Raw genomic sequence first — 20929 nt, 5'->3', positions numbered from 1 at the left:
CGGAGGATGCCGGGCACGCGCCGGAGCGGAACGCTCGGGACCATGGCTGTCCGCTTCTCCGCCTCGCTGAGGCGAGCACTCATCCCGTTCGCGCTGGCCCAGTTCATCTGCAGCTACGCCGGCTCCAACATGAACGTCATGATCAACGACATCAGCGAGGACCTGAACACCACGGTCTCCGGTGTCCAGGTCACCATCACGATCTTCCTGCTGGTGATGGCCGCGCTGATGATCCCGGGAGGCAAGCTGACCGACCGGTACGGGCGCAAACGCTGCCTGACCGTTGGCCTGCTCATCTACGCCGTGGGCGCCCTGCTGAGCGCGGCCGCGCCCGGCATCTGGGTGCTGGTGCTCGGCAACTCGATCCTGGAGGGCGTCGGCACCGCGCTGCTGATCCCGCCCGTCTACATCCTGACCACGCTGCTGTTCACCGACATGGCGTCGCGGGCCAAGGCGTTCGGCGCGATCAGCGCGATGGGCGGCATCGGCGCCGCCACCGGCCCGCTGATCGGCGGCTTCATCACCTCGTTCTTCAGCTGGCGGGTCGCCTTCCTGTTCCAGGCGGCCATCGTCATCCTGATCGCCGTGCTGTCGCGCCGGTGGGTCACCGACCCGCTGCCGGCCGACCCGAACATGCCGTTCGACGTCCGCGGGTCGATCACCTCGGCCCTCGGCCTGGTCCTGATCGTCAGCGGCATCCTGGCCGCCGACAAGAATCTGGCGCTCTGCGCCGGCATGGTGGTCGCCGGCATCCTCGTGCTCGCCTGGTTCTTCGTCTCGGTCCGGGCCCGTGAGCGCGCGGGCAAACCGGTGCTGCTCGAGATGGTGCTGTTCAAGAACCGCACGGCCAACCTCGGCATGATCACCCAGAACCTCCAGTGGCTCATGCTGATGGGCACGTCCTTCGTGGTCTCGGCGTACCTCCAGGTCGTCCGCGGCTACAACGCGATCGAGACCGGCGCCATCTTCACGGCGACCACGGCCGGGCTGCTGCTGTCCTCGCTCGGCGCCGAGCGGTTCGCCCGCCGGCGCACCCAGCGGACGCTGATCGTGGCCGGCTTCGCCATCGCGGTGCTGGGCATCGCCATCCTGGTGCCGATGGTCAGCACCATCGGCGGCCCGTGGGCGTTCGTGCCCGGCCTGTTCGTCAGCGGCTTCGGGCTGGGCCTCATGCTCACCCCGTCGGTGAACGTGGTGCAGTCCGCGTTCGGCGAGGACCTCCAGGGCGAGATCTCCGGCCTGTCGCGCAGCGTGTCCAACCTCGGCTCGTCGCTGGGCGGCGCGATCGCCGGCACCATCCTGGTGGCCGGGCTGGCGGCCACACCGGGCCGGAACTACGCCCTGGCGATGATCGCGGTGGCGGTGGCCGGGGTCATCGGCCTGGCGGCGGCGCTGGCGCTGCCCCGGGGACGTGTTGCCGTGTGACGACGCGGTCGTACGGGCCGCGCTCCTGCTCGCGGGCCAGCAGCTCCAGAGCTCGGGCGTCGGCCTGCGTGGGGCGCGCGGGGTCGAGGGCCCGTGGCCACAGGCGCGCGTAGCGGACGGCGGCCGCCTCCGCCGCGTACACCAGGATGTTGCTCAGCAGATAGAGCAGGGTGAACGCGGCGGCGACGGTGGCGAAGGCGCCGTAGACCGGGCCGGCCCGGCGGACCATGCCGGGCAGCACGTTCGCGCTCAGGCCGAGCACGAGCGCGATCGCCACGCCGCCGCACGCCGCCGCCGGCCACAGCGCCCGCAGCGGGGCCGGGCGGGCCAGCAGCAGTTTGGTCACCGCGATCAGGGTGAGACCGGCGACGATCGCGCTGCCGGCCAGCGCCACGGTGGCCGTCGCGGCCGAGGCGGCGGTGCCGACCAGCACCACCAGCAGGGCGGCGAAGACCCGCAGCAGCCAGGAGACGACGCCGTGCCGCTCGCGGAACGGCACCGCGGCCAGGTGGTTCAGCGTCCGGTAGGCCGAGAAGACCACGCCCGCGCCGGTGAACACCAAAGTGCAGACGCCGACGACCAGGGCGGCGTACGACGAGGGAAGCTCTCGTTGAATGTCGTCGCTCAGCGCCGGCGGCACGATGGCCTCGATCAGCTCCTCCAGCAGATCGGGGCGCCCGGCCAGCAGCTGGGTCAGCACCGCAACGCCGAGCAGCAGCAGCGGGAACAGGCTGAGGAAGCCGTAGTAGGTGATCAGGGCGGCCTCCCGCCCGCCGCCGTCGTCCAGATATTTGCGGACGACGGCGTGCGGGAAACCCAGGACGGAGTGCCGCCGCTGGAGGTCGTCGAGGCGGCGGAACAGATCACCGGGGGTCAGCAGGTCCCCTTCAGCGCGTCGACCAGGTTCTGCCCGGCCGTGCGGACCTCGTTGACCGCGGCCCGTACGGCGCCGAGGTCGGCCGGCCGGCCCTGCAGGGCCGTGCCGAGCTGATCGGCCGCCGTCCGCAGCGCGTCGGCCTGCGGCTTGAACTGCGCCTGCGCGTCCGTGACGACCTGGCCCAGCTCGTCGCGCAGCTGGGTCAGCAGGGTCCGCATCTGGGTGACGCCGGTCTGTGACACATTGGTCTCGCGGATGTGGTTCACCGTGTTCTGCGCGGCGGCGACGCTCTCGCACACGGCCGGGGTCCCGCCCGCGGACGCGGAAGTGTCGGAGCAACCGGCCAGGACGCCGAGGAACAGCAGCAAAATCACGAGTCGCTTCATTACTGGAACGATCCGCCACCGGGGCCGCGCCCTCCTCGCCCGCGCGGGATGAGGCGACCCGTGGGACACCCGCCCGACGATGGGGCATGGCGATCGGACCGGTTCAGCTCATCGTGCTGGGGTTCAGGCGACCCGACTTCCACGGCGAGATCATCGAGGAGCTCGAGCGGGTGCGGCGGTCCGGGGCGGTACGGCTGATCGACGCGCTCGCCGTCTACAAGAGCGCCGGCGGCGAGATCGGGGTCGAGCACCTGAGCGATCTCACCACCGCGGAGGCGATCGAGCTCGGCAGCCGGATCGGCGCCCTGGTCGGACTGGACATCGAGGGGGAGCCGGGCATGGTGGCCGGCGGCGCCGGCCCCGCCGCCGGTGACGACGCCTGGGACGTGATCGGGGAGATCCCGGACGACAGCGCGGCCGCCCTGATCCTGCTCGAGCACCACTGGGCCGCGCCGCTGGGCGACGCCGTCGCCCGGGCCGGCGGTTTCCGGCTCTCGGACGGCTTCATCAGCCCGGCCGACCTGGTCGAGGTCGGCCTGCTCAGCGCCGAGGAGGCGCTCCCCGTGCTCGGATCGCGCCGGATGGCCGGGCGGACCGGCCGGCGGACGGCCCGCCGGGTCAGCCGACGGGTGGCTCGCCGCCGGTGAACGCCATCCGGCGCAGGCGCGCCCAGTCCAGGTCCGGCCGGGCCGGGGGTACGCCCGGCCGGTGCCTGGGCACCCGCACGCGCAACGCGCCCGGGCGGATCGTGCAGCGCACCGGTGTGGCCAGCACCAGCGCCTCACCGTCGACGCCGACCGGCAGCTCGGCCGCGTCGGCGTCGACCACGGCCTCGGTCACCTCGCTGACCGCCACCGACCGGGCCCGGCCGCCCGCGCTGATCAGGTTGACCGCGCCGAGCGCGCCCTGCACGGTCACCGCCAGCACGCCGAGCACGCCCCGGTCGAGGCGGGCCCGCCGGCCCGAGCCGCTCGCGTACGGGTTGTTGCTGACCAGCACCGCCTGCGGGCCGCTGCGCGTGCTCCCGTCGGTGATCAGGCGCAGCGGGCGCTCCTCGGTCAGCACCGCCGGCAGCAGGTCCAGGGCGGTGCCGATCTTGTTGTCGCGGTAGGCCGGGCTCTGCACGATCTCGGCGTACGCCCCGAACGAGGCGTTGTTGACGAAGATCCGGTCGCCGATCACGCCGAGGTCGATGCGCACCTCGACGCCGTCGGTCAGCGCGTCCAGGCAGGTGGCCGGGTCCTCGCGGTCCAGGCCCAGATCGAGGGCGAAGTGGTTGCGGGTGCCGGCCGAGATGACCAGGAACGGCAGGCCGTGCTCGGCGGCGATCCCGGCCACCAGGGCCTGGGTGCCGTCGCCGCCGGCCACGCCGAGCAGGTCGGCGCCGTCGCGGACCGCCTGCCGGGCGACGTCGGCCACGTTCACGTTCGCGCCGTCCAGCAGATAGACCTCGGCGCCGAGGGCGCGGGCCCGTTCGGCCAGGTGGAAGCGGTCGACCTTGCCGCCGCCGGAGCGCGGATTCATGATCAGGTACGGCTTGCGGGGCGGCGCCGACTCGTACTCCTCGGGCTCCTGATGTGCCGCCGTCAGCGCCCGCCGCCCGGCCGCGACCGCGCCCGCCCAGAGCAGTCCGAACAGGACGACCACCCAGACCAGGCTGGCCCGCGCGAACAGCACGGCCACGGTCAGCGGCGCCAGCACCACGACGGCGCCGGCCAGCCAGCGCAGCACCCCGTGATGGGTGAGGAACCACCAGGCGGCGGCCAGGCCGATCGCCACCCCGATGACCCCGGTGATCAGCAGCGCGAGGCTGCCACGGATCCCCGCCGCGGCGAGGACGAGTATTCCGGCGGCCGCGATCAGGACGAAGGCGAGCCGCGCCAGCCAGCGTTCCGTCATGCTCCCAGCCTGTTCGGCGACCGGGCGCCACACCTCATACCAGCGGGATGAGGTGTGGCGGGACGTGCCGGGGGAGCGTCTTGCTCAGCCTCACTGAGAGAAGGGACCCCCGCCGTGCCGACCAAACCCTTACGGCACCCCGCCGAGATCCCCATGTTCGTGTTCATGGTGATCCTCAACGTGATCATCATCTGGGCCATCGTGCAGGCCGCGATCACGTTGCCGTTCCTGCCCGACCGGATCCGCGAGTCGGGCTGGGGCACGACGGTGCGCTCCGCCTTCATCGCGCTGCTGTTGTTCGTACCGGCCCTCGTGGTGATCCGCGAGACGCAGCGGGCCTCCATCCGCGGCGGCGCCGTCGAGCTCAACCCGCGGCAGTACCCGGACCTCTACGCGATCGTGGACGAGTTCGCCCACAAGCTCGCCCTGCCCCGCCGGCCCAGCATCTACCTGGCCAACGGCAACGGCACCCTCAACGCCTTCGCCGCGCAGGCCACCGGCCACGACTACGTGGTCATCGCCAACGAGCTGTTCGTCAATCTGCACAACGGGAACCGGGCCGGGCTGCGGTTCATCCTCGGGCACGAGGTCGGGCACATCAAACTGCACCACGTCTCGCTGTGGTACCAGCTGGCCGTCGCCTACTCCGAGCGCATCCCCATCCTCGGGCCGACCCTGTCGCGGCTGCGGGAGTACTCGTGCGACCGGCACGGCGCCCACCTGTGCCCGGACGGGGCGACCGGGCTCGTGCTGCTGGCCGGCGGCCGCTACACCGAGAACACCGTGGACATCCCCGAGCTGGTCCGCCAGGGCAAGCGGCTGCACGGATTCTGGGTCGGGCTGGCCCAGCTGCCGATGTCGCACCCGTTCACGGTCCGGCGCCTGGAACGGCTCGTCGCGCTCGGCCTGCTGCGGTCATCCGCAACGGATGACGTGCGGGTGGGCCACCCGGTAACAGGCTGATCGTCATGGATCTCGACAAGGTTTTCGAGAAGCAGGCGCAGGAGAAGGCTCTGCGCCTCTGGCAGGTCGAGCTGCTCAAGCTCCAGAAGCACCTCGAGATCCAGGACCTGCGGATGATCGTGCTCTTCGAGGGCCGCGACGCCGCCGGCAAGGGCGGGGCGATCCGCCGGGTGACCCGCTTCATGAACGAGAAGCGCTATCGGGTGGTCGCGCTCGGCCGGCCCACCGAGGAGCAGCGCTCGCAGTGGTACTACCAGCGCTACGTGGCCCAGTTCCCGGCCGGCGGGGAGATGGTCCTGTTCGACCGCAGCTGGTACAACCGCGCGATGGTCGAGCAGGTCTTCGGATTCTGCACGCCCAAGGAGTACATGGACTTCCTCGACGGCGTCACCGGTTTCGAGAAGGACCTCGTCCGCACCGGGACCATCCTGGTCAAGCTCTACTACAGCGTGACCCGCGAGGAGCAGGCCCGCCGCTTCGAACGCCGCCGCACCGATCCGCTTCGGCAGTGGAAGCTCAGCGAGATCGACCTGCAGGCGCAGGACCGCTGGGACGACTTCACCAACCGCAAGTACGACATGTTGCGGCGCACCGGGACGGCGGCGGCGCCCTGGACCATCGTGCGCTCGAACGACAAGCAGAAGGCGCGCCTGAACACCATGAAAGTGATCCTCAACGCCGTCGACTACAAGCACCGCGCTCCCGACCTCGACTTCACGCCGGATCCGCGGATCGTCGTGCCGGGCGACGAGGAGGTCGCCCTCATGGAGGGAGGCACATGGTCATGACCGACGCGACATATCAGGTCAGGGTCTCCGGGGTGATCCCCGAGGAGCTCCTGGAGGAGCTGCGCGACCTCACGGTCAGCGTGGAGCCGCCGGAGACGATCCTGCACGGCTCCCTGCCCGACCAGTCGGCGGTGGTGGGGCTGATCTCCCGCATTCACGGCCTCGGGCTCCGCCTCATCGAAGTCCGGCGCATTCCACCTTCGCAAGATTCCTGATTGGGGACGGGCATGTCCGAGACACAGGCAAGGTCCAACTACGTGGCCGACGAGGCGTACACCGCACCCCGCCGCCGCACCGCCGAGCCGACCGCCTGGGTCGGTGTGGTCATCTTCGCCGCCGTGATGCTCATGCTCATGGGCGGTTTCCAGATCATGGAGGGCATCGTCGCGATCGTCCGTGACGACTACTTCCTGACCACCAGCAGCGGCCTCGTGCTCACCCTCGACTACACCGCGTGGGGCTGGACGCACCTGATCATCGGCCTCATCGCGGTCGGCACCGGCATCGGCATCTTCGCCGGCCAGATGTGGGCCCGCGTGGTCGGCATCGTGATCGCCTGCCTGAGCGCCCTGGCCAACGCGGCGTTCCTGCCGGCCTACCCGATCTGGTGCGCCATCCTCATCGCGATCGACGTCCTGATCATCTACGCGCTCGCGGTGCACGGCCGCGAGGTCAAGTGAGCGTTGCCGTGTCGCGCTCGCTCAACTGGCTGAGGCTGGCCGGCGGCGTCCTGGCCATCGTGCTCGGTATCGTCGCGTTCTCCTGGCCCGAGGCCACCCTCAAGGTCGTGGCGTTCCTGTTCGGCCTCAACCTGCTGATCGCGGGCGTCGTCCGCACGGTGGCGCTGCTGATGAGCCCCGGGTACCCGGTCCTGAACCGGGTGCTCGGGATCATCCTGGGTGTGCTGACCGCCCTGCTCGGCATCCTGTGCATGCGCAACGTCATCGCCTCGCTGGGCATCCTGCTGCTGATCGTCGCCCTGGGCTGGATGCTCGACGGCCTGGCCGAGATCTTCTCCGCCGTCGGCAGCGGGGAGCCGGGCGGAAGCTGGCGCATCGGCCTGGGCATCGCCGTCGTGCTGGCCTCGGTGGCGCTCCTGGTCTGGCCGGGCATCGGACTGTCGGCTTTCCTGTTCTTCGGCGCCACGGTACTGATCTTCGTCGGGATCTGCCTTATCTTCGTAGCCATCGCACGGATGCGGGTCCGGCCGGCATAGGGGAGACGGTGGTTGATGTCGATGTCCGGGAACGGCGTGTCCCGGCGATGCTCGCTCTCGTCTCGGCCGGCTATTTCCTGAGCGTCTGGGCCTGGGGTCTGCTGGGCCCGCTGGCGCCCCGGCTGCGCCACGAGGCCGGGCTGACCGGCGTCGAGCAGGCGCTGATCGTGGCGGTGCCGGTGCTGGTCGGCTGCCTGGGCCGGGCGCCGGTGGGCGCGCTGGCCGACCGGTTCGGCGGCCGGATCGTGGTGCTGGCCGTGACCGGCCTGGCCGCGGCCGCCCTGACCGGGCTCGCCGCCGGCGGCTACCGGTCGCTGCCCGGCCTGCTCATCGGCGGCGCGTTGCTGGGCTGCGCGGGCACCATGTTCGCGGCGGGGGTGCAACTGGTCAGCCGATGGTTCCCCGGCGCGGGCCGGGGCGTGGCCATGGGTGTGCTCGGGATGGGCGTGTGCGGCAGCGCGGCCGGCGGGCTGACCGCGGTGCGCTGGGCCGACGCCCACGGCATCGCCTTTCCCTTCCTGATCAGCGCCGCCCTGCTCGTGGCCGGTGCCGTCGTCATCGGGGCCGGGGTCCGCGACGCGCCGGGCGGCCCGGCCCGCCCGGCGCCGGGCCGGCTCGCGGCGGCGCTGCGCCTGCCGATCACCTGGCGGGCCGGCGCCTGGTATTCGGTGCAGTTCGGGCTGTTCGTCGCGTTCTCCGTCTACCTGCCGGTCTACCTGGGCGACGCCTACGGTCTGGACGCGGCCCGGGCCGGGCTGTGGATGGCCGGGGTCGTGGTCCTCGCGATGCTCGCCCGCCCGCTTGGCGGGTGGCTGGCCGACCGCGTCGGCGCCGCCCGGCCGCTCGCCGCCGGGCTGGCGGCGCTGGCCGCCGCGGCCACCGTGCAGGCTTTCACCCCGCCCCTGGCGATCGTGGGCGGGCTGACCCTGCCGGTGATGGCGATCGCGCTCGGCGTGGCCAGCTCGGCCACGCTCGTGCGGGTCGCCGGCGCGGCCGGCGCGGCCATGGTCGGCCTGGTGACCGGTCTGGTGACCGCCGCGGCCGGCTTGGCCGGGTTCGCCACGCCACTGATCATGGCGTTCTCGTATTCCGCGACCGGCGGGCACGGGCCGGCGGTCGCGGTGCTGGCGGCCGCCGCCGGCGTGGCCGCGTGGAGCGCGCGATGACGGAGCCGGGCCGCGGGCTTCTGGTCGAGGCCAAGACGGCCCGTCCGCGGATGGTGCGCGCGGCCGTGCCCCGCCCGCAGCTGAGCGGCCTGCTCGAGGCCGCCACCGGCAAGCCGGTGACGCTGGTCTGCGCGGGCGCCGGATGGGGCAAGACGACGGCGGTGTCGTCCTGGGCGCAGGACCGGCGCGCGCCGGTGGCCTGGCTCAGCGTCGACGCGCACGACAACGATCCGCAGCTGTTCTGGGCCTACGTGCTCGCGGCGCTGCGGGTGGCCGGGGCCGTGACCGCCTCGAATCCCCTGGCCGACCTCGGTTCCGTGCCGTCCGACGAGCTCGAGCGCGCGGCCCGGCTCGTCGCCGGTTTCGCCCGGCTGCCGGCCGGCACGGTGCTGGTGATCGACGACGTGAACGAGATCGACGACGCCGACGTGCTGCGGGAGCTGGCGGCGGTGCTCGGGCGCCTGCCGCCGGCGCTGCGGGTCGTGCTGGTCGGCCGTTCCGAGCCGCCGCTGCGGCTGCACCGGCTGCGCGCCGCCGGTCACCTGGCCGAGATCCGCACCGAACATCTGGCCTTCTCCCACGACGAGGCGTCGGAGCTGGTCGCCGGGCACGGGCTCGACCTGTCCGGCGAGGACGTGCACCTGCTCGTCGGCCGGACCGAGGGCTGGCCGGCCGGCCTGCAACTGGGCGCCGCCTTCCTGTACAGCGGGCACGGCGACGGCACCGTGGCCGAGTTCGCGGGCGACGTGCGAGCCGTCGACGACTATCTGGGCGAGGAGGTGCTGGCCGACCGGAGCCGGCGCGAGCGGCGCTTCCTGCTGCGCACCAGCATCTGCGACCACCTCTGCGGCGGGCTGGCCGACGCGATCACCCTCGGCGCCGACGGCCAGCGCATTTTGGAGGAGCTGGAGCACGGCAACGACTTCGTCGTACGCCTGGGCGCGAAACCGCTGTGGTTCCGCTATCACCATCTGATGCGCGACATGCTGCGCCATCGTCTCCAGCTGGAGACGCCGTCGGCGATCCCCGAACTGCACCGCCGCGCCGCGCGCTGGCACGCCGCCAACAACTCGGTCCTGGAGGCGCTGGCCCACGCCGTGTCGGCCCACGACTGGGCGCACGTCGGGCTGCTGGCCACCACCGAGGCCGGCCCGCTGATGGTCTCGGCCCACCGCCCGGCCCTGGTCCGGATCCTGCGTGAGGTCCCGCCGGACCGGCTCGGCTCCACACCGGAGCTGATGATCTGCGCCGCCCTGCTGCTGTTCCACACCGGCGACTACGACGCCATCCCGGCCCGGCTCGAAGCCGCCCGGGCCCAGCTCGGCGCCCGGCCGGGCGCGGACCGGGAACCGATCGAGATCATGTCCCGCACGCTGCAACTGGCGGCGGACCGGGTGACCGGCGACATGCCGGCCCTCATCGAGGGCGCCGGCCGTCTGCTCGAGATCCTCGGCGCCGCCCGCTCGGCCGCCGCGCCCGCCCTCGCCCAGAACAGGGCCATCGCCCTGAACAACCGGGGCCTGGCGCTGCTCTGGAGCGGCGACCTCGACGAGGCCGAACGCGACCTGTGGGCCGCCTCGAACGCGGCCCGCGCCGCCGGCGTCGAGCTCGCCGAGATCAACGCGGTCGGGCACCTCGCCCTGCTGCAGGCGATGGCCGGATCGGTCCACGAGGCCGACGGGCTGTCCGGCAGCGCCGTGGCGCTGGCCGATCGCCGTGGCTGGCGGTACGCGCTGCAGACCGTGGCCGCCCACCTCGCGCAGGCCCTGGTCCGGCTGGCCGGAAACGACCTCGAAGGCGCCGGCCGTGCCGTCCGGGACGGCCTGCGGGCCCACCTCAGCGACCCCGAGGCGGCCCAGCGGCTGGTTCTGCTCGGCGTGCGGGCGCGCCTGGCCACCGCCCGCGGCGCGTTCGCCGAGGCCCGGGACCACCTCGGCGAGGCGCGCCGCGACCGGCCGGCCCGGCTGCGGGCGCCGGCCATCGACCGGTGGCTGGCCCTCGCCGAGTGGCAACTGGACCTGGCGGCCGGCCGGCCCGGACCGGCCGAGGGCCGGCCCGGCGACGCCGAACAGGTCTGTACGGCCCGCGCCCACTATCTCCAGGGCCGGCACCGCGCCGCCGAGGAGATCCTCGCGGCCACCACCGTGGACAACCGGTCCACGCTCACCCGCGTCGAGGCGGGCATCGTGGGCGCCCAGGTGGCCGCCGCGCGCGGCCACGGCGTCCGCGCGGCCGACCTGCTCGCGGCGACGGTGACCCTGGCCGCCCGCGAGGGCATCCGGCGGCCGTTCCACGCCATGGCCGACGCCCGGCTCGACGGCCTGCTGCAACGGCTCCAGCTGTTCCATCCGGACGAGTTCCCGGCCGAGCTCGTCGCCGAGCTGCGCGTACCGGGCGGCGACCCGGCCGGGAAACCGCCCGCCGAGACCCTCAGCGAGCGCGAGACCGAGGTCCTGCGCTATCTGACCACCATGCTCACGGCGGCCGAGATCGCCCAGGATCTCGGCGTTTCGGTCAGCACGGTGAAGGCGCACATGCGCTCGGTCTACCGCAAGCTCGGCGCCGCCCGGCGCACCGAGGCAGTCCTCATCGCCCGCCGCACCGGCGTGCTGTGACGGTCATCCACGCCGGGTGAGGCGCGGCGCTCCGGGCCGCCCGACCATGGCGTTCATGACAGATGAGGCTTCGTCGCGACCCGGTCTCCAGGTCGGGCCGACCAGCGAGTTCACCCTGTTCTTCGACGTACGCCCGGGGCACGGCCCGGCCCTGCGGCAGGCCCTGCGCGAGCTGCAGGAGGCACCCGGATATCGCCCCGGCGACTACGGCCTGCCGATCGCGACCATCCACGAGGCGCGGTTCGTGCCGTTCGACGACGACACGCGGCTGTTGTTCGCGACGAGCTTCGACGGGCCCTGGGACTCCTACATGGACGACTTCGCCGCCAAGCCGTTGCGGCTGTTCGACGCGATCTTCCGGCACGTCGTGGGCTACGAGGGGCTGCCCGACCTCGAGTCGGTCAAGAAGTTCGTGCTCAGCGCCCAGGTCTCGGCCGGCGGTTATGCCCGCAACTACGGCGGCACGGTCAAGGAGATCCGCAAGGCCGAGCGGGTGAACACCGCGTTCCAGCAGGTGCTCGACGACCCGGCGGCGGCCGATGCCCTCGGCGCGCCCGCGCTGGCGCCGCTGCTGGCCGAAGCCGCCGACTGAGCCGGCGCATGTCCGACCACATCTCAGGCCCGCGCGCGCTCGCCGAGCCCATCGCCGACATCACCGACGTCTACGCGTTCCCCAGCCCGGAGACGCCGGGGCATCTCGTCCTGGTGGTCAACACGCTGCCGTTCGCGCCGTTCGGCGCCCGCCACTCCGACGGGATCGTCTACCGGTTCCGGCTCCGGCCGCTCGCCTCGGACGGCGCGGTGCTGGATCCGGAGTACGTGTTCGACACCGTCTTCCCCTCCGAGGGGGAGGGCGTCTGCCGGACGCCCGCGGGGGAGGAGGTGACCTTTCCGGTCGACGACCCCAAAGGCGGGACCGGCGGCGGCGTACGGGTGTTCGCCGGCCCTCGCTGGGATCCGTTCATCCTCGACGCCCCGGCCGCCCTGCGCACGGTCGCCACCGGCCGGCTCGCCTTCACCGACCCCGCCTCGATCTATCTGGACGGCAAGAACGTCCTCAGCATCGTGATCGAGGCCGACTGCGCCCGCCTGCTCGGCGACCACGCCCTGGTCGGCGTCGTCGCCGAGACCCTGACCCGTGGCCGGCTCACCGTGCGCATCGAGCGCACCGGCCGGCCCGAGGTCAAGAACCTGCTGCTCGGCCCGAAACAGTTCGACCAGGTCAACCGCGATCTGGAGATCCGCGACCTGTACAACATGGAGGACGCGTATCACCTGGCCGACGGCTACCTCGGCGCCTACCGGGCCCGCCTCGACGCCAACCTCGCGTTCTGGGACGGGCTCGACGGCAAGGTGGACTGGCCGCCCGGCCCCGGCGGGCGCCACCCGCTGACCGGCCTCGTGCTGGCCGATCGCCTCGTCGTCGACGTCCGGAAGCCGTACCGGGAGACCGGGACCTTCCTCGAGATCGAGCGGGCGATGCTGGCCGGGCGCCCGCACAGCACCTGTGGTGGGCGGGCGCTCAACGACGACGTGATGGACACCCTGTTCACCTTCCTGATCAATGCCGGGTCGGGCCCGGTGATCCGTGACGGCGTCGACCGGTCGTCCCGGCCGGCCGGGCGCGTCTTCCCCTATCTGTCCGAGCCGAACCCCGACCCGCCCCCGCCGCCGGCCCACCACTAGGACGGTCATGGACCTCGACCTCGACGACATCCAAGCCGGCGCGCTGCACGAACGGCCGTCCCCGTACGTCGGGACGTACGTGCTGCTGCGCGTCGACGACCGGCGTGACGGGCGGAACCTGATCCGGCGGCTCCTCCCGCTGCTGTCACCGGCCCGCGCCGTCCCGCACCGCACCCCGGCGGCCTGGCTCACCGTCGCTTTCACCTATCGCGGCCTGGAAGCGCTCGGCGTGCCCCCGGAGTCGCTGGACAGCTTCGCCCCCGAGTTCCGCCAGGGCATGGCCGCCCGCGCCGCGATCCTGGGCGACGTCGGCGACAGCGCGCCGGAGAACTGGGAGCCGCCGCTCGGCGGCCCGGACGTGCACATCGCCCTGGCCACCCTCGCCCCCGACCAGGCCGGTCTCGACGAGCTGGTCGCCGGGGCGCGCCGGGCCCAGGAGGAGTTCCCCGGCGTCCGGGTGGTCTGGCGGCAGGACTGCTACCAGCTGCCGAGCGGGCGCACGTCGTTCGGCTTCAAGGACGGCATCGGGCAGCCGGCCGTCGAGGGCGCCGGCGAGCGTCCCGGCGAGACACCGTTGAAGGCCGGCGAGATCCTGTTGGGCTACCCGGACGAGACGGGCGGGACGCCGCCCGCGCCCGTGCCGGACGTCCTCGGGCGCAACGGCACCTACGTCGTCTTCCGCAAGCTGCACACCCGGGTCGCCGCCTATCGCCGCTATCTGCGTGATCGCGCCGCCGACCGGAGCGAGGAGGCGCTGCTCGGGGCCAAGATGGTGGGCCGATGGCCGAGCGGGGCCCCGCTCGCCCTCGCGCCGGACGCGGACGACCCCGGGCTCGGCGCGGATCCCGGGCGCAACAACGATTTCCGGTACGGCGACGACCGGCGAGGCCTCAAGTGCCCGGCCGGGGCGCACGCGCGCCGGGCCAACCCCCGCGACGCCCTCGACCACGAGGGCGTGGTCGACGTCCGGCTGCACCGGATGATCCGGCGGGGCACCAGCTACGGGCCGCCGCTGCCGGACGGGGTGCTCGAGGACGACGGGGCCGACCGGGGGATCATCTTCGTCTTCGCCGGCGCCCACCCGCACCGGCAGTTCGAGTTCGTCAAGACGCAGTGGCTCAACGACGGCATCTTCATCGGCGCCCCGGCCGAGAGCGATCCGCTCGTGGGCCGGGGCGGCGACTTCACCGTCCCGCGGCAGCCGATCCGCCGCCGGCTGCGCGAGGTGCCCCCGTTCGTCGTGACCCGCGGCGGCGAGTACTGCTTCGCGCCCGGCCTGAGCGGCCTGCGATGGATCGCCGACCTTGAGGAGAGGCCATGACCCCCACCGACCGCTGGAAGACCCTCGACTTCGGCCCGCCCGCCCCGGACGGCGGCGATCCGGCCGACTCCGTCCGGCTCGACTACGTCTCCGGCGGCGCCATCGCTGTCATCACCCTGAACCGGCCCGGCGCCGACAACGCGATCAGCACCGAGATGGGCGCCCGGCTCACCGAGGTCCTCGAGACGATCGCGGTCGAGCCGGCGGTCCGCGTCGCGATCCTCACCGGCGCCGGTCAGCGCGCCTTCTCGGTCGGCAGCGACCTGCGGCAGCGCCGGAGCATGACCAAGCAGCAGTGGCTGCGCCAGCGCCAGGACTTCGACCGCACCCTCTACACGCTGCGGCAGCTCCGCAAGCCGATCTTCGCGGCGGTCAACGGGATCGCCTACGGTGGCGGCTCCGAGATCGCGCAGAGCACCGACTTCATCATCGCCGCCGAGAACGCCACCTTCGGCCAGCCCGAGGCGATGATCGGCCTGTCGGCCGGCGGCGGCTCGCCGGCTCTGCTGCCCCGGCTGCTCCCGCCCGGCCGGGCCCTGCAGATGCTGATGACCGGCGAACCGATCACCGCCGGCGAGGCGTACCGGCTGGGCCTGGTCACCGAGGTCCATCCGCCGGGCGACCTGATGCCGGCCGCGATGCGCATCGCCGAGCGGATCGCGAGCAACTCACCGACCGCGGTGCAGGCGGTCAAGCGGGCCGTACGCCTGGGCGAGGGCCAGCCGATCGAACAGGCCATCGCGATCATGATGGAGGCCCACTGGCGCTCGGCCGTGCACCCCGACCGGGCCGAGGGCATCGGCGCGTTCAACGACAACCGTGACCCGCACTTCCAGGACGCCGACTACTGAGCCCGGAGGGCCACCATGACGATCACCGACGCCATCGCCCGCAACCGCGCCTCCCTCACCATGATCAAAGAGGAGCCGTTCAACGCCGAGGCCCCGCACGCGGGCCTGACCGGCGACATCACCCCGACGGCCGATCATTACGTACGCAGCAACTTCACCCTCCCGGACCACGACGGAACCCTCCACGTGGGCGGGGCGGTGGCGCACCAGCAGACCCTCACGGCCGACGATCTGAGGGCTCTGCCCGCCGTGGAACAGGCGGTCACCCTGGAATGCGCGGGCAACGGCCGCCTCGACATGCGGCCCCTGCCGACCGGCGAGCCGTGGGGCGGATACGCGGTCTCCACCGCCCGCTGGAAGGGCGCCCGCCTGGCCGACGTGCTGGCGCGCGTGAACCCCGCGGCGGCCGGTGTGGAACTGCGCTGCGAGGGAGCCGACCACGGCAAGTACCACCTGGCGTCGGTGCTCGAGCCGGCCGACGCCGAGCTGACCTTCGTCCGCTCGCTTCCCCTGTCGCACACCGCCGAGGCCTTCATCGCGTACGAGATGAACGGCGAGCCCCTCGAGCCCGACCACGGCGCGCCGTTCCGGCTGATCGTCCCGCACTGGTACGCGGTCGCCTCGGTCAAGTGGCTGCACCGCCTCGACGTGGTCACCGAGCCGTTCCACGGCGAGTTCCAGACCGGCCACTACATCTACGAGTGGGCCGACCGCCCGCACGAGCCGGTCACGGTGATGCGCGTCCGGGCCCGGATCACCGACCCGGCCCCCGCCACGACGATCCCGGCCGGCACCTACACGATCCGCGGCAAGGCGTGGTCCGGCGCCGGCCCGATCACGGAGGTCGGCCTGAGCTTCACGGGCGCCAGCGCCTGGGAGCCGGCCACGGTCGAGCCGGCGAAGGGCCCGTACCAGTGGCAGGACTGGAGTTTCCGCTGGGAGGCCACCCCTGGCCGGCACAGCCTGCGGGCGCGGGCCCGCGACGTTGCCGGCAACGTGCAGCCCGAGGTCCCACCGTGGAACCGCCTCGGCTACGGCAACAACGCGGTCGAGCTCTCCTGGGTGGACGTGCGCTGACCCAAGCGTTCAGGAGACGCCGAACTCGTCCCTCATGAGCTTGGCCACGGGTGAGTCGGGGCGCCGGCGGGGGACGCCGTCGACGGTCACGTCGACCACCTCGTCGAAGAAGGCGACCAGGCCGGCCAGGGGTGCGGCGTCGGGCAGCGGGTCCGGGTAGGTCCAGGCCAGGTTCTCGCCGACCGTGAAGGACAGGTAGGTGGCTCGGCCCTTGTACGGGCAGGCCGTCACCATGTCGCTGGGGGCGGGCTCCGCCTTGAGGTCCTCGCGGGGCAGGTAGAAGCGCGGGTGCACCTTCGTCTCGAACACGAGGGTGGGGGTGTGTGACTCGGCCAGCAGCACGCCGTCGCGTTCGACGCGGACGTGGCGGGTGCTGCGCCGGGCGTCGACGCGGGAGAACGGGTCCCGTGGATGTGAGAAGACCGGCTCGTCCTCCTCCGTCCACTCGAACGCGCCGAAGTCGAGCACGAGGTGACCGGTGAGGTCGGGGTCGGCGGGGCGGAACGCGGCCTGCTCGCGGACGTCGTCGCCCACGCGGACGTCGTACGCCTGGCCGGGCGTGGAGTGCGCCGCGAAAGGGATGCCGGGATGCAGAACCGGTAGGTCGCTCGCCGGCGCCGGCTCGGCGGGTATGAGCTCGGCTCGGAAGTCGCGGTCCGGGATGGCGTACGTCGGTGTGATGCGGCGCGGTTCCCACAGCAGCAGGGCGGAGCGGCTGTCGGCGACGAGCCGGCCGCCGAGGCGGGCGCGGACCCATTTCTCCGTCGGCTCGTGCCGCAGCACGCCGAGCAGCCTCATCATTTCGTCGCCGACGTTCAGGCTCATACCGGCAGTCTCACCGTTGACGCCGGGCTCGGGCGCGTTTCATCGGATTCGCGACTGGACGGGTCAGGTCGATGACGGCTCCGGACCGGGGCGGCCGGTCGAGGGCGGCCCGTCCCAGGGCCCGGGATCGCGCCCGGCCGGCGGCGACGGGGGAGGCTGCGAGGGGGACGACGGGGGAGGGGACGACGGGGGAGGGGACGACGGGGGAGGCGGCGCGGTCGATGGCGGGCCCGGGTCGGGGCCGGCCGGTGGGGTGCCTGGGCCAGGACCATAAGTCGTCGGTGGTGGGGGTGCGCCGGGGGCGGCGTTCGGGTCGGCGGGCGGGGCCGGGGCCAGCTCGGCGTTCAGGGCGTCGAGCACCGCGTAGACCTGCGGGCGCAGCAGGCGCCAGTCACGGGCGGCGGCCTGGGCGTCGCTCTCGTCGTCGATGGTGGCGATCAGGTCGCGCAGTAGGACGGCGATCTGGCCCGAGGCGGCCTGGCGGCTGCCGTCGGAGGCCCGGGCGGCCAGGCCCTCCCAGCGGGTGATCAGGGCGATCAGGTCGTCGCGGACCGGTGGCCAGGCCAGGCGGCGCTCGGCGAAGGTGGTCGTCTCCAGCACCCGGGGGATGGCCCGGTCGAGCAACGCGCGGGTCCCGGCGGTCAGGCCGTCCAGTTCGGTGTCCCAGGAGTCCTTCTTGCGGGTGCGGGCGATCAGCACCGCGGCGATCACGCCTCCCACGACCAGGAAGAGCAGGAACCAGGCGAGCAGGCTGCCGGAGTCGCTGTCGTCCGAGGCCGGCGCGGCCGCGACCGCCGACGACGAGGTGGCGGCGGTAGTCGCGCGCGTCGGCTCGGGCTCGGTGGTCGGGGTCGGGTCGGGTTCCTGCGTGCGAGTTGCTTCGGTCGTCCGAGTCGGCTCGGTCGTCCGGGTGGCCTCCGTTGTCCGGGTGGCTTCGGTGGTGCGGGTGGCCTCCGTGGTCCGGGTAGCTTCGGTGGTCCGAGTCGCTTCGGCCGTCCGGGTCCGTGTCGGCTCGGCGTCCCCGGTGGGGTCGCCGGTGGGGTCGCTGGTGGGATCGCCGGTCGAGCCCGGCCGGTCGAGGGAGACCTGCACCGACGGCCGGGTGGAGGGCAGCGACACCCCGTCCCCGTCGGCCCCGCAGGCGGCCATGAGCAGCAGAGCGGCGGCCGCCAGGGCACGCGTCAGCGCTCTCATCGTCAGCACTTTCATCGTCAGGCGACGATGTGCAGGTCGTGGCTGGTGTTGTTCAGGCGGCGGCCCGCGTTCTCGGTGACCGTGACGATGTCCTCGATGCGGACGCCGAAACGGTCCGGCAGATAGATGCCGGGCTCGATCGAGAAGCACATGCCGGGCACCATCGGGCGGGTCTCGCCCTCCACCATGTACGGCGGCTCGTGCGTCGTCAGGCCGATCCCATGACCCACGCGGTGGATGAAGTTCTCGCCGTAGCCCGCGTCCGTGATCACCTTGCGGGCCACCCGGTCGATCTCCTGGCAGGGCACGCCCGGCTGGACCGCCTCGAACGCCGCCTGCTGCGCCTCACGGACGATCTCGAAGATGTCCCGTTCGAGCGGGGTCGGCGGGCCGACGTGGACCGTACGGGTCGTGTCGGAGCCGTATCCGTCCTTCAGGCCGCCGAAGTCGAGGACCACCATGTCGCCCTCTTCGATGACCCGGTCGCCCATCTCATGGTGCGGGTTGGCCCCGTTCGGCCCCGAACCGACCACCGTGAAGTCGACCTGGGAATGGCCGTGAGCGAGCAGGAAGCCCGCCAGATCCTGGCCTACTTGACGTTCCGTGCGGCCGGCGAAGCGTACCTCCTTGATCTGCTCGTAGGCGGCGTCCGCCGCCGCTCCCGCCGCCTCCAGCAGGGCCACCTCGTCCGGACCCTTCACCGCCCGCAGCATCGGCAGCGACGCCGTCATCGACGTGTAGCGCGACTGCGGCAACGCGGCCTGAAGGCCGAGCAGGTGCATGGCCCAGGCGTTGTCCGAGATGGCGTAGTGGCCGGCCGGGTCGAGCAGGCGCGACACCGGGCCGTACGGATCGGTGCCGTCGGCCCAGTCCGTCGTCTCCACCACCGAATATCCGGGGGCCGCGGCCGCGTCCGGGCGTTCCAGCGTCGGCACGATCAGGTGCGGGTCGTGGTCGCCGTCGAGGACCAGCAGGGTGAGGCGCTCGGTGATCGCGGTCGGCTTGTAGCCGGTGAAGTACGTCAGGTCGGGCCCGGGCGTGACCAGCAGCCCGGTCAGGCCGGCCGAGGCCGCCTGGGCCACTGCGGCCTCCATGCGGCGGGCGAAGTCTTTCGCAGTCATGCCGATGCACCTTCCGGAAGGGGCTTGGTCGGGATCGTGTGGCTCGACGCGGCGGCGGCCGCGGCGAGATGGACGGCTTGGACGGGCTCCGAGCGGTGCCGGCGCAACAGGACCACCAGGGCGATGCCGGCCAGCGACATGATGGCAAGGAACAGCGACGCGGCGCTGAGCCCGGCGGCCAGCGCGTCCGCGGCGGGTTCGCCCTGATGGTTCTCGGTGGCGGCGGCGGAGACGGTCGCGGCGGCCGCCACGGCCAGCGACCCGCCGACGTACCGCGCCATGTTGGAGATGCCGGAGGCCTGGCCTACCTGCGAGGGGTCGACCGACGAGGTCGAGGCCGAGGAGGCGGGACCGTTGGCGAATCCGAGGCCGACGGCGAGGACGATCAACGGCACGACGAAGGCCGCGTACGTCCAGTCGGCCGTCACGAAGATCAGCGCCCCGGCCCCGAGCGTGGCCAGCAGGAAGCCGCCGGCGACCGCGACCCGCCCGCCCAGCTTGACCGCCAGCGGGGTGATCAGCGGTGTCACGGCGATCATGGCGGCGGCGGCCGGCAGCGTCGCGAGACCGGCCTCGAGCGCGGTCATGCCGAAACCGGCCGGGTCCTGGAAGTAGAGCGAGAGCAGGTACATCAGCGCGTTGATGACGCCGGCCACGAGCAGGATGGCGATGGTCGATCCGACCAGCACCGCGTTGCGCAGCAGCTTGAGATCGACCAGGGGCGCGGCCGCGCGCTTCTCCACATAGACGAAGCCGGCTCCGCCGAGGACGGCGATGACGAGGCAGGAGATGGTCGGCACGGACAGCCAGCCCCAGCTGCCGCTCTCGCTGAGCGCCAGCACGAGCGGGACCAGCAGCACGGCGACGAGCACGGTGCCGAGGATGTCGATCGACCGGCTGCGATGTTCGTCGCGCGATTCCTGTACGGCCGCGAGCGTCAGCGGAACGCAGCCGGCGGCGATCGCGGCGTCGATCCAGAACAGGCCCTGCCATCCGGTCGAGCCGACCAGCACGCCGCCGATCAGCGGCCCGATGGCGGCGCCGATGGCCGACGCCGCGCCCCACATGGTGATGGCCTTCATCTGCGCGGCGCCGGACGAGGCGACCGAGAGCAGGCTCATCCCGCAGGCCAGGATCGTCGAGCCGGCCGCGCCCTGGATCATCCGCCCGGCGATGATGCCGGCCGCGTTCTGCGACAGCGCGATCAGCACGCACGAGGCCACGAACAGGACGAGACCGCCGAGGAAGATGCGGCGGCGGCCGAAGACGTCGCCCAGCGCGCCCGAGGTGACGATGACCGCCGCCCCGACCAGCATGTAGCCGGTCACCGCCCACTGAAGCAGGTCGAGAGAGGCGCCGACGTCCTGGCTGATCGCCGGGAGCAGGATCGTGACCGCGGACGTGTTGGCGTTCACCACCAGCGCGGAGACGCACGCCGCGAGGAGCACGCCGGTGCCCGCGGCCCGGCTCGTTGTCACCGTCATGCGATCAGGGTCGCTGCCGACTCCGTGCGCCGGGA

21 protein-coding genes are annotated in these 20929 nt (G+C 72.7%); 14 read left to right on the top strand and 7 right to left on the bottom strand.

Going from position 1 to position 20929, the window contains the following annotated elements:
• Positions 1 to 42: 42 nt before the first annotated feature.
• Positions 43 to 1425: an MFS transporter gene (locus tag ACFY36_RS13485; RefSeq protein ID WP_499746229.1), complete on the top strand. Its 1383-nt coding sequence runs from the start codon at positions 43 to 45 to the stop codon at positions 1423 to 1425.
• On the opposite strand, the gene ACFY36_RS13480 is transcribed toward ACFY36_RS13485, so the two are convergent.
• Positions 1373 to 2212 carry a YhjD/YihY/BrkB family envelope integrity protein gene (locus tag ACFY36_RS13480; RefSeq protein ID WP_499746805.1) on the bottom strand — a complete coding sequence of 280 codons (840 nt, stop codon included), beginning with the start codon at positions 2210 to 2212 and terminating at the stop codon, positions 1373 to 1375. The two genes, ACFY36_RS13485 and ACFY36_RS13480, sit on opposite strands and share 53 nt — an antisense overlap.
• 86 nt (positions 2213 to 2298) lie before the next feature.
• Complete coding sequence (locus tag ACFY36_RS13475; RefSeq protein WP_499746228.1) at positions 2299 to 2688, bottom strand: hypothetical protein; 390 nt, start codon at positions 2686 to 2688, stop codon at positions 2299 to 2301.
• An 86-nt stretch (positions 2689 to 2774) separates the two neighbouring features.
• Here ACFY36_RS13475 and ACFY36_RS13470 point away from each other — a divergent pair, with 86 nt between their 5' ends.
• Positions 2775 to 3335, top strand: a complete 561-nt coding sequence (locus tag ACFY36_RS13470) for a hypothetical protein (RefSeq protein ID WP_499746227.1) — start codon at positions 2775 to 2777, stop codon at positions 3333 to 3335.
• Here the strand turns inward: ACFY36_RS13470 and ACFY36_RS13465 are convergent.
• On the bottom strand, positions 3307 to 4587 hold the full coding sequence (locus ACFY36_RS13465; RefSeq protein WP_499746226.1) for a diacylglycerol/lipid kinase family protein: 1281 nt from the start codon (positions 4585 to 4587) through the stop codon (positions 3307 to 3309). The genes ACFY36_RS13470 and ACFY36_RS13465 overlap by 29 nt on opposite strands.
• Before the next feature lie 114 nt (positions 4588 to 4701).
• On the opposite strand from ACFY36_RS13465, the gene ACFY36_RS13460 reads away from it, so the two are divergent.
• The 12 genes from ACFY36_RS13460 to ACFY36_RS13405 are packed head-to-tail and all read left to right on the top strand — an operon-like array spanning position 4702 to position 16270.
• A complete protein-coding gene (locus tag ACFY36_RS13460; protein ID WP_499746225.1) occupies positions 4702 to 5550 on the top strand; it encodes a M48 family metallopeptidase in 849 nt (282 codons plus the stop codon).
• A gap of 5 nt (positions 5551 to 5555) precedes the next feature.
• On the top strand, positions 5556 to 6338 hold the full coding sequence (gene ppk2, locus ACFY36_RS13455) for a polyphosphate kinase 2 (protein WP_499746224.1): 783 nt from the start codon (positions 5556 to 5558) through the stop codon (positions 6336 to 6338).
• On the top strand, positions 6335 to 6553 hold the full coding sequence (locus ACFY36_RS13450) for a DUF8691 family protein (RefSeq protein ID WP_499746223.1): 219 nt from the start codon (positions 6335 to 6337) through the stop codon (positions 6551 to 6553). Before ppk2 ends, ACFY36_RS13450 begins: the two co-directional genes overlap by 4 nt.
• A gap of 12 nt (positions 6554 to 6565) precedes the next feature.
• Entirely contained in the window at positions 6566 to 7018 is a 453-nt protein-coding gene (locus ACFY36_RS13445) for a DUF7144 family membrane protein (protein ID WP_499746222.1), read from the top strand.
• Positions 7015 to 7554 carry an HdeD family acid-resistance protein gene (locus ACFY36_RS13440; RefSeq protein ID WP_499746221.1) on the top strand — a complete coding sequence of 180 codons (540 nt, stop codon included), beginning with the start codon at positions 7015 to 7017 and terminating at the stop codon, positions 7552 to 7554. Before ACFY36_RS13445 ends, ACFY36_RS13440 begins: the two co-directional genes overlap by 4 nt.
• A gap of 8 nt (positions 7555 to 7562) precedes the next feature.
• The gene (locus tag ACFY36_RS13435) at positions 7563 to 8720 is read left to right on the top strand and encodes an MFS transporter (RefSeq protein WP_499746220.1); all 1158 of its coding nucleotides are present in this window, start codon (positions 7563 to 7565) and stop codon (positions 8718 to 8720) included.
• A complete protein-coding gene (locus tag ACFY36_RS13430; RefSeq protein ID WP_499746219.1) occupies positions 8717 to 11335 on the top strand; it encodes a winged helix-turn-helix domain-containing protein in 2619 nt (872 codons plus the stop codon). Before ACFY36_RS13435 ends, ACFY36_RS13430 begins: the two co-directional genes overlap by 4 nt.
• Before the next feature lie 55 nt (positions 11336 to 11390).
• Positions 11391 to 11927, top strand: a complete 537-nt coding sequence (locus ACFY36_RS13425; protein WP_499746218.1) for a hypothetical protein — start codon at positions 11391 to 11393, stop codon at positions 11925 to 11927.
• Positions 11928 to 11935: 8 nt separating this feature from the next.
• Complete coding sequence (locus ACFY36_RS13420; RefSeq protein ID WP_499746217.1) at positions 11936 to 13021, top strand: DUF4331 family protein; 1086 nt, start codon at positions 11936 to 11938, stop codon at positions 13019 to 13021.
• A gap of 7 nt (positions 13022 to 13028) precedes the next feature.
• Positions 13029 to 14342, top strand: a complete 1314-nt coding sequence (locus tag ACFY36_RS13415) for a Dyp-type peroxidase (RefSeq protein WP_499746216.1) — start codon at positions 13029 to 13031, stop codon at positions 14340 to 14342.
• Positions 14339 to 15193 carry an enoyl-CoA hydratase/isomerase family protein gene (locus ACFY36_RS13410; protein ID WP_499746215.1) on the top strand — a complete coding sequence of 285 codons (855 nt, stop codon included), beginning with the start codon at positions 14339 to 14341 and terminating at the stop codon, positions 15191 to 15193. The genes ACFY36_RS13415 and ACFY36_RS13410 overlap by 4 nt, the downstream gene beginning before the upstream one ends.
• Before the next feature lie 15 nt (positions 15194 to 15208).
• A complete protein-coding gene (locus ACFY36_RS13405; protein WP_499746214.1) occupies positions 15209 to 16270 on the top strand; it encodes a sulfite oxidase in 1062 nt (353 codons plus the stop codon).
• 9 nt (positions 16271 to 16279) lie between these two features.
• Here ACFY36_RS13405 and ACFY36_RS13400 read toward each other — a convergent pair whose 3' ends face one another.
• The 4 genes from ACFY36_RS13400 to ACFY36_RS13385 all read right to left on the bottom strand — a co-directional run bounded on the left by ACFY36_RS13400 (position 16280) and on the right by ACFY36_RS13385 (position 20894).
• On the bottom strand, positions 16280 to 17095 hold the full coding sequence (locus ACFY36_RS13400; RefSeq protein ID WP_499746213.1) for a DUF427 domain-containing protein: 816 nt from the start codon (positions 17093 to 17095) through the stop codon (positions 16280 to 16282).
• A 63-nt stretch (positions 17096 to 17158) separates the two neighbouring features.
• Positions 17159 to 18289, bottom strand: coding sequence for a hypothetical protein (locus tag ACFY36_RS13395; RefSeq protein ID WP_499746212.1), 1131 nt, complete (start codon positions 18287 to 18289; stop codon positions 17159 to 17161).
• 17 nt (positions 18290 to 18306) lie between these two features.
• Entirely contained in the window at positions 18307 to 19410 is a 1104-nt protein-coding gene (locus ACFY36_RS13390; RefSeq protein WP_499746211.1) for a M24 family metallopeptidase, read from the bottom strand.
• On the bottom strand, positions 19407 to 20894 hold the full coding sequence (locus ACFY36_RS13385; RefSeq protein WP_499746210.1) for an MFS transporter: 1488 nt from the start codon (positions 20892 to 20894) through the stop codon (positions 19407 to 19409). Before ACFY36_RS13385 ends, ACFY36_RS13390 begins: the two co-directional genes overlap by 4 nt.
• Between the last annotated feature and the right edge of the window lie 35 nt (positions 20895 to 20929).

Source organism: Actinoplanes sp. NPDC000266, assembly GCF_042899005.1.
Taxonomy (GTDB): Bacteria; Actinomycetota; Actinomycetes; order Mycobacteriales; family Micromonosporaceae; genus Actinoplanes.
The sequence above is the reverse complement of the archived record's forward strand: the minus strand, read 5'-3'. Positions and strand labels throughout refer to the sequence as shown.

Coding starts and splice junctions, on each gene's coding strand:
- ACFY36_RS13485 (WP_499746229.1), top strand. CDS start 43: ATGGCTGTCCGCTTCTCCGCCTCGCTGAGGCGAGCACTCATCCCGTTC.
- ACFY36_RS13475 (WP_499746228.1), bottom strand. CDS start 2,688: ATGAAGCGACTCGTGATTTTGCTGCTGTTCCTCGGCGTCCTGGCCGGT.
- ACFY36_RS13470 (WP_499746227.1), top strand. CDS start 2,775: ATGGCGATCGGACCGGTTCAGCTCATCGTGCTGGGGTTCAGGCGACCC.
- ACFY36_RS13465 (WP_499746226.1), bottom strand. CDS start 4,587: ATGACGGAACGCTGGCTGGCGCGGCTCGCCTTCGTCCTGATCGCGGCC.
- ppk2 (WP_499746224.1), top strand. CDS start 5,556: ATGGATCTCGACAAGGTTTTCGAGAAGCAGGCGCAGGAGAAGGCTCTG.
- ACFY36_RS13450 (WP_499746223.1), top strand. CDS start 6,335: ATGACCGACGCGACATATCAGGTCAGGGTCTCCGGGGTGATCCCCGAG.
- ACFY36_RS13445 (WP_499746222.1), top strand. CDS start 6,566: ATGTCCGAGACACAGGCAAGGTCCAACTACGTGGCCGACGAGGCGTAC.
- ACFY36_RS13430 (WP_499746219.1), top strand. CDS start 8,717: ATGACGGAGCCGGGCCGCGGGCTTCTGGTCGAGGCCAAGACGGCCCGT.
- ACFY36_RS13425 (WP_499746218.1), top strand. CDS start 11,391: ATGACAGATGAGGCTTCGTCGCGACCCGGTCTCCAGGTCGGGCCGACC.
- ACFY36_RS13420 (WP_499746217.1), top strand. CDS start 11,936: ATGTCCGACCACATCTCAGGCCCGCGCGCGCTCGCCGAGCCCATCGCC.
- ACFY36_RS13415 (WP_499746216.1), top strand. CDS start 13,029: ATGGACCTCGACCTCGACGACATCCAAGCCGGCGCGCTGCACGAACGG.
- ACFY36_RS13410 (WP_499746215.1), top strand. CDS start 14,339: ATGACCCCCACCGACCGCTGGAAGACCCTCGACTTCGGCCCGCCCGCC.
- ACFY36_RS13405 (WP_499746214.1), top strand. CDS start 15,209: ATGACGATCACCGACGCCATCGCCCGCAACCGCGCCTCCCTCACCATG.
- ACFY36_RS13400 (WP_499746213.1), bottom strand. CDS start 17,095: ATGAGCCTGAACGTCGGCGACGAAATGATGAGGCTGCTCGGCGTGCTG.
- ACFY36_RS13395 (WP_499746212.1), bottom strand. CDS start 18,289: ATGAGAGCGCTGACGCGTGCCCTGGCGGCCGCCGCTCTGCTGCTCATG.
- ACFY36_RS13390 (WP_499746211.1), bottom strand. CDS start 19,410: ATGACTGCGAAAGACTTCGCCCGCCGCATGGAGGCCGCAGTGGCCCAG.
- ACFY36_RS13385 (WP_499746210.1), bottom strand. CDS start 20,894: ATGACGGTGACAACGAGCCGGGCCGCGGGCACCGGCGTGCTCCTCGCG.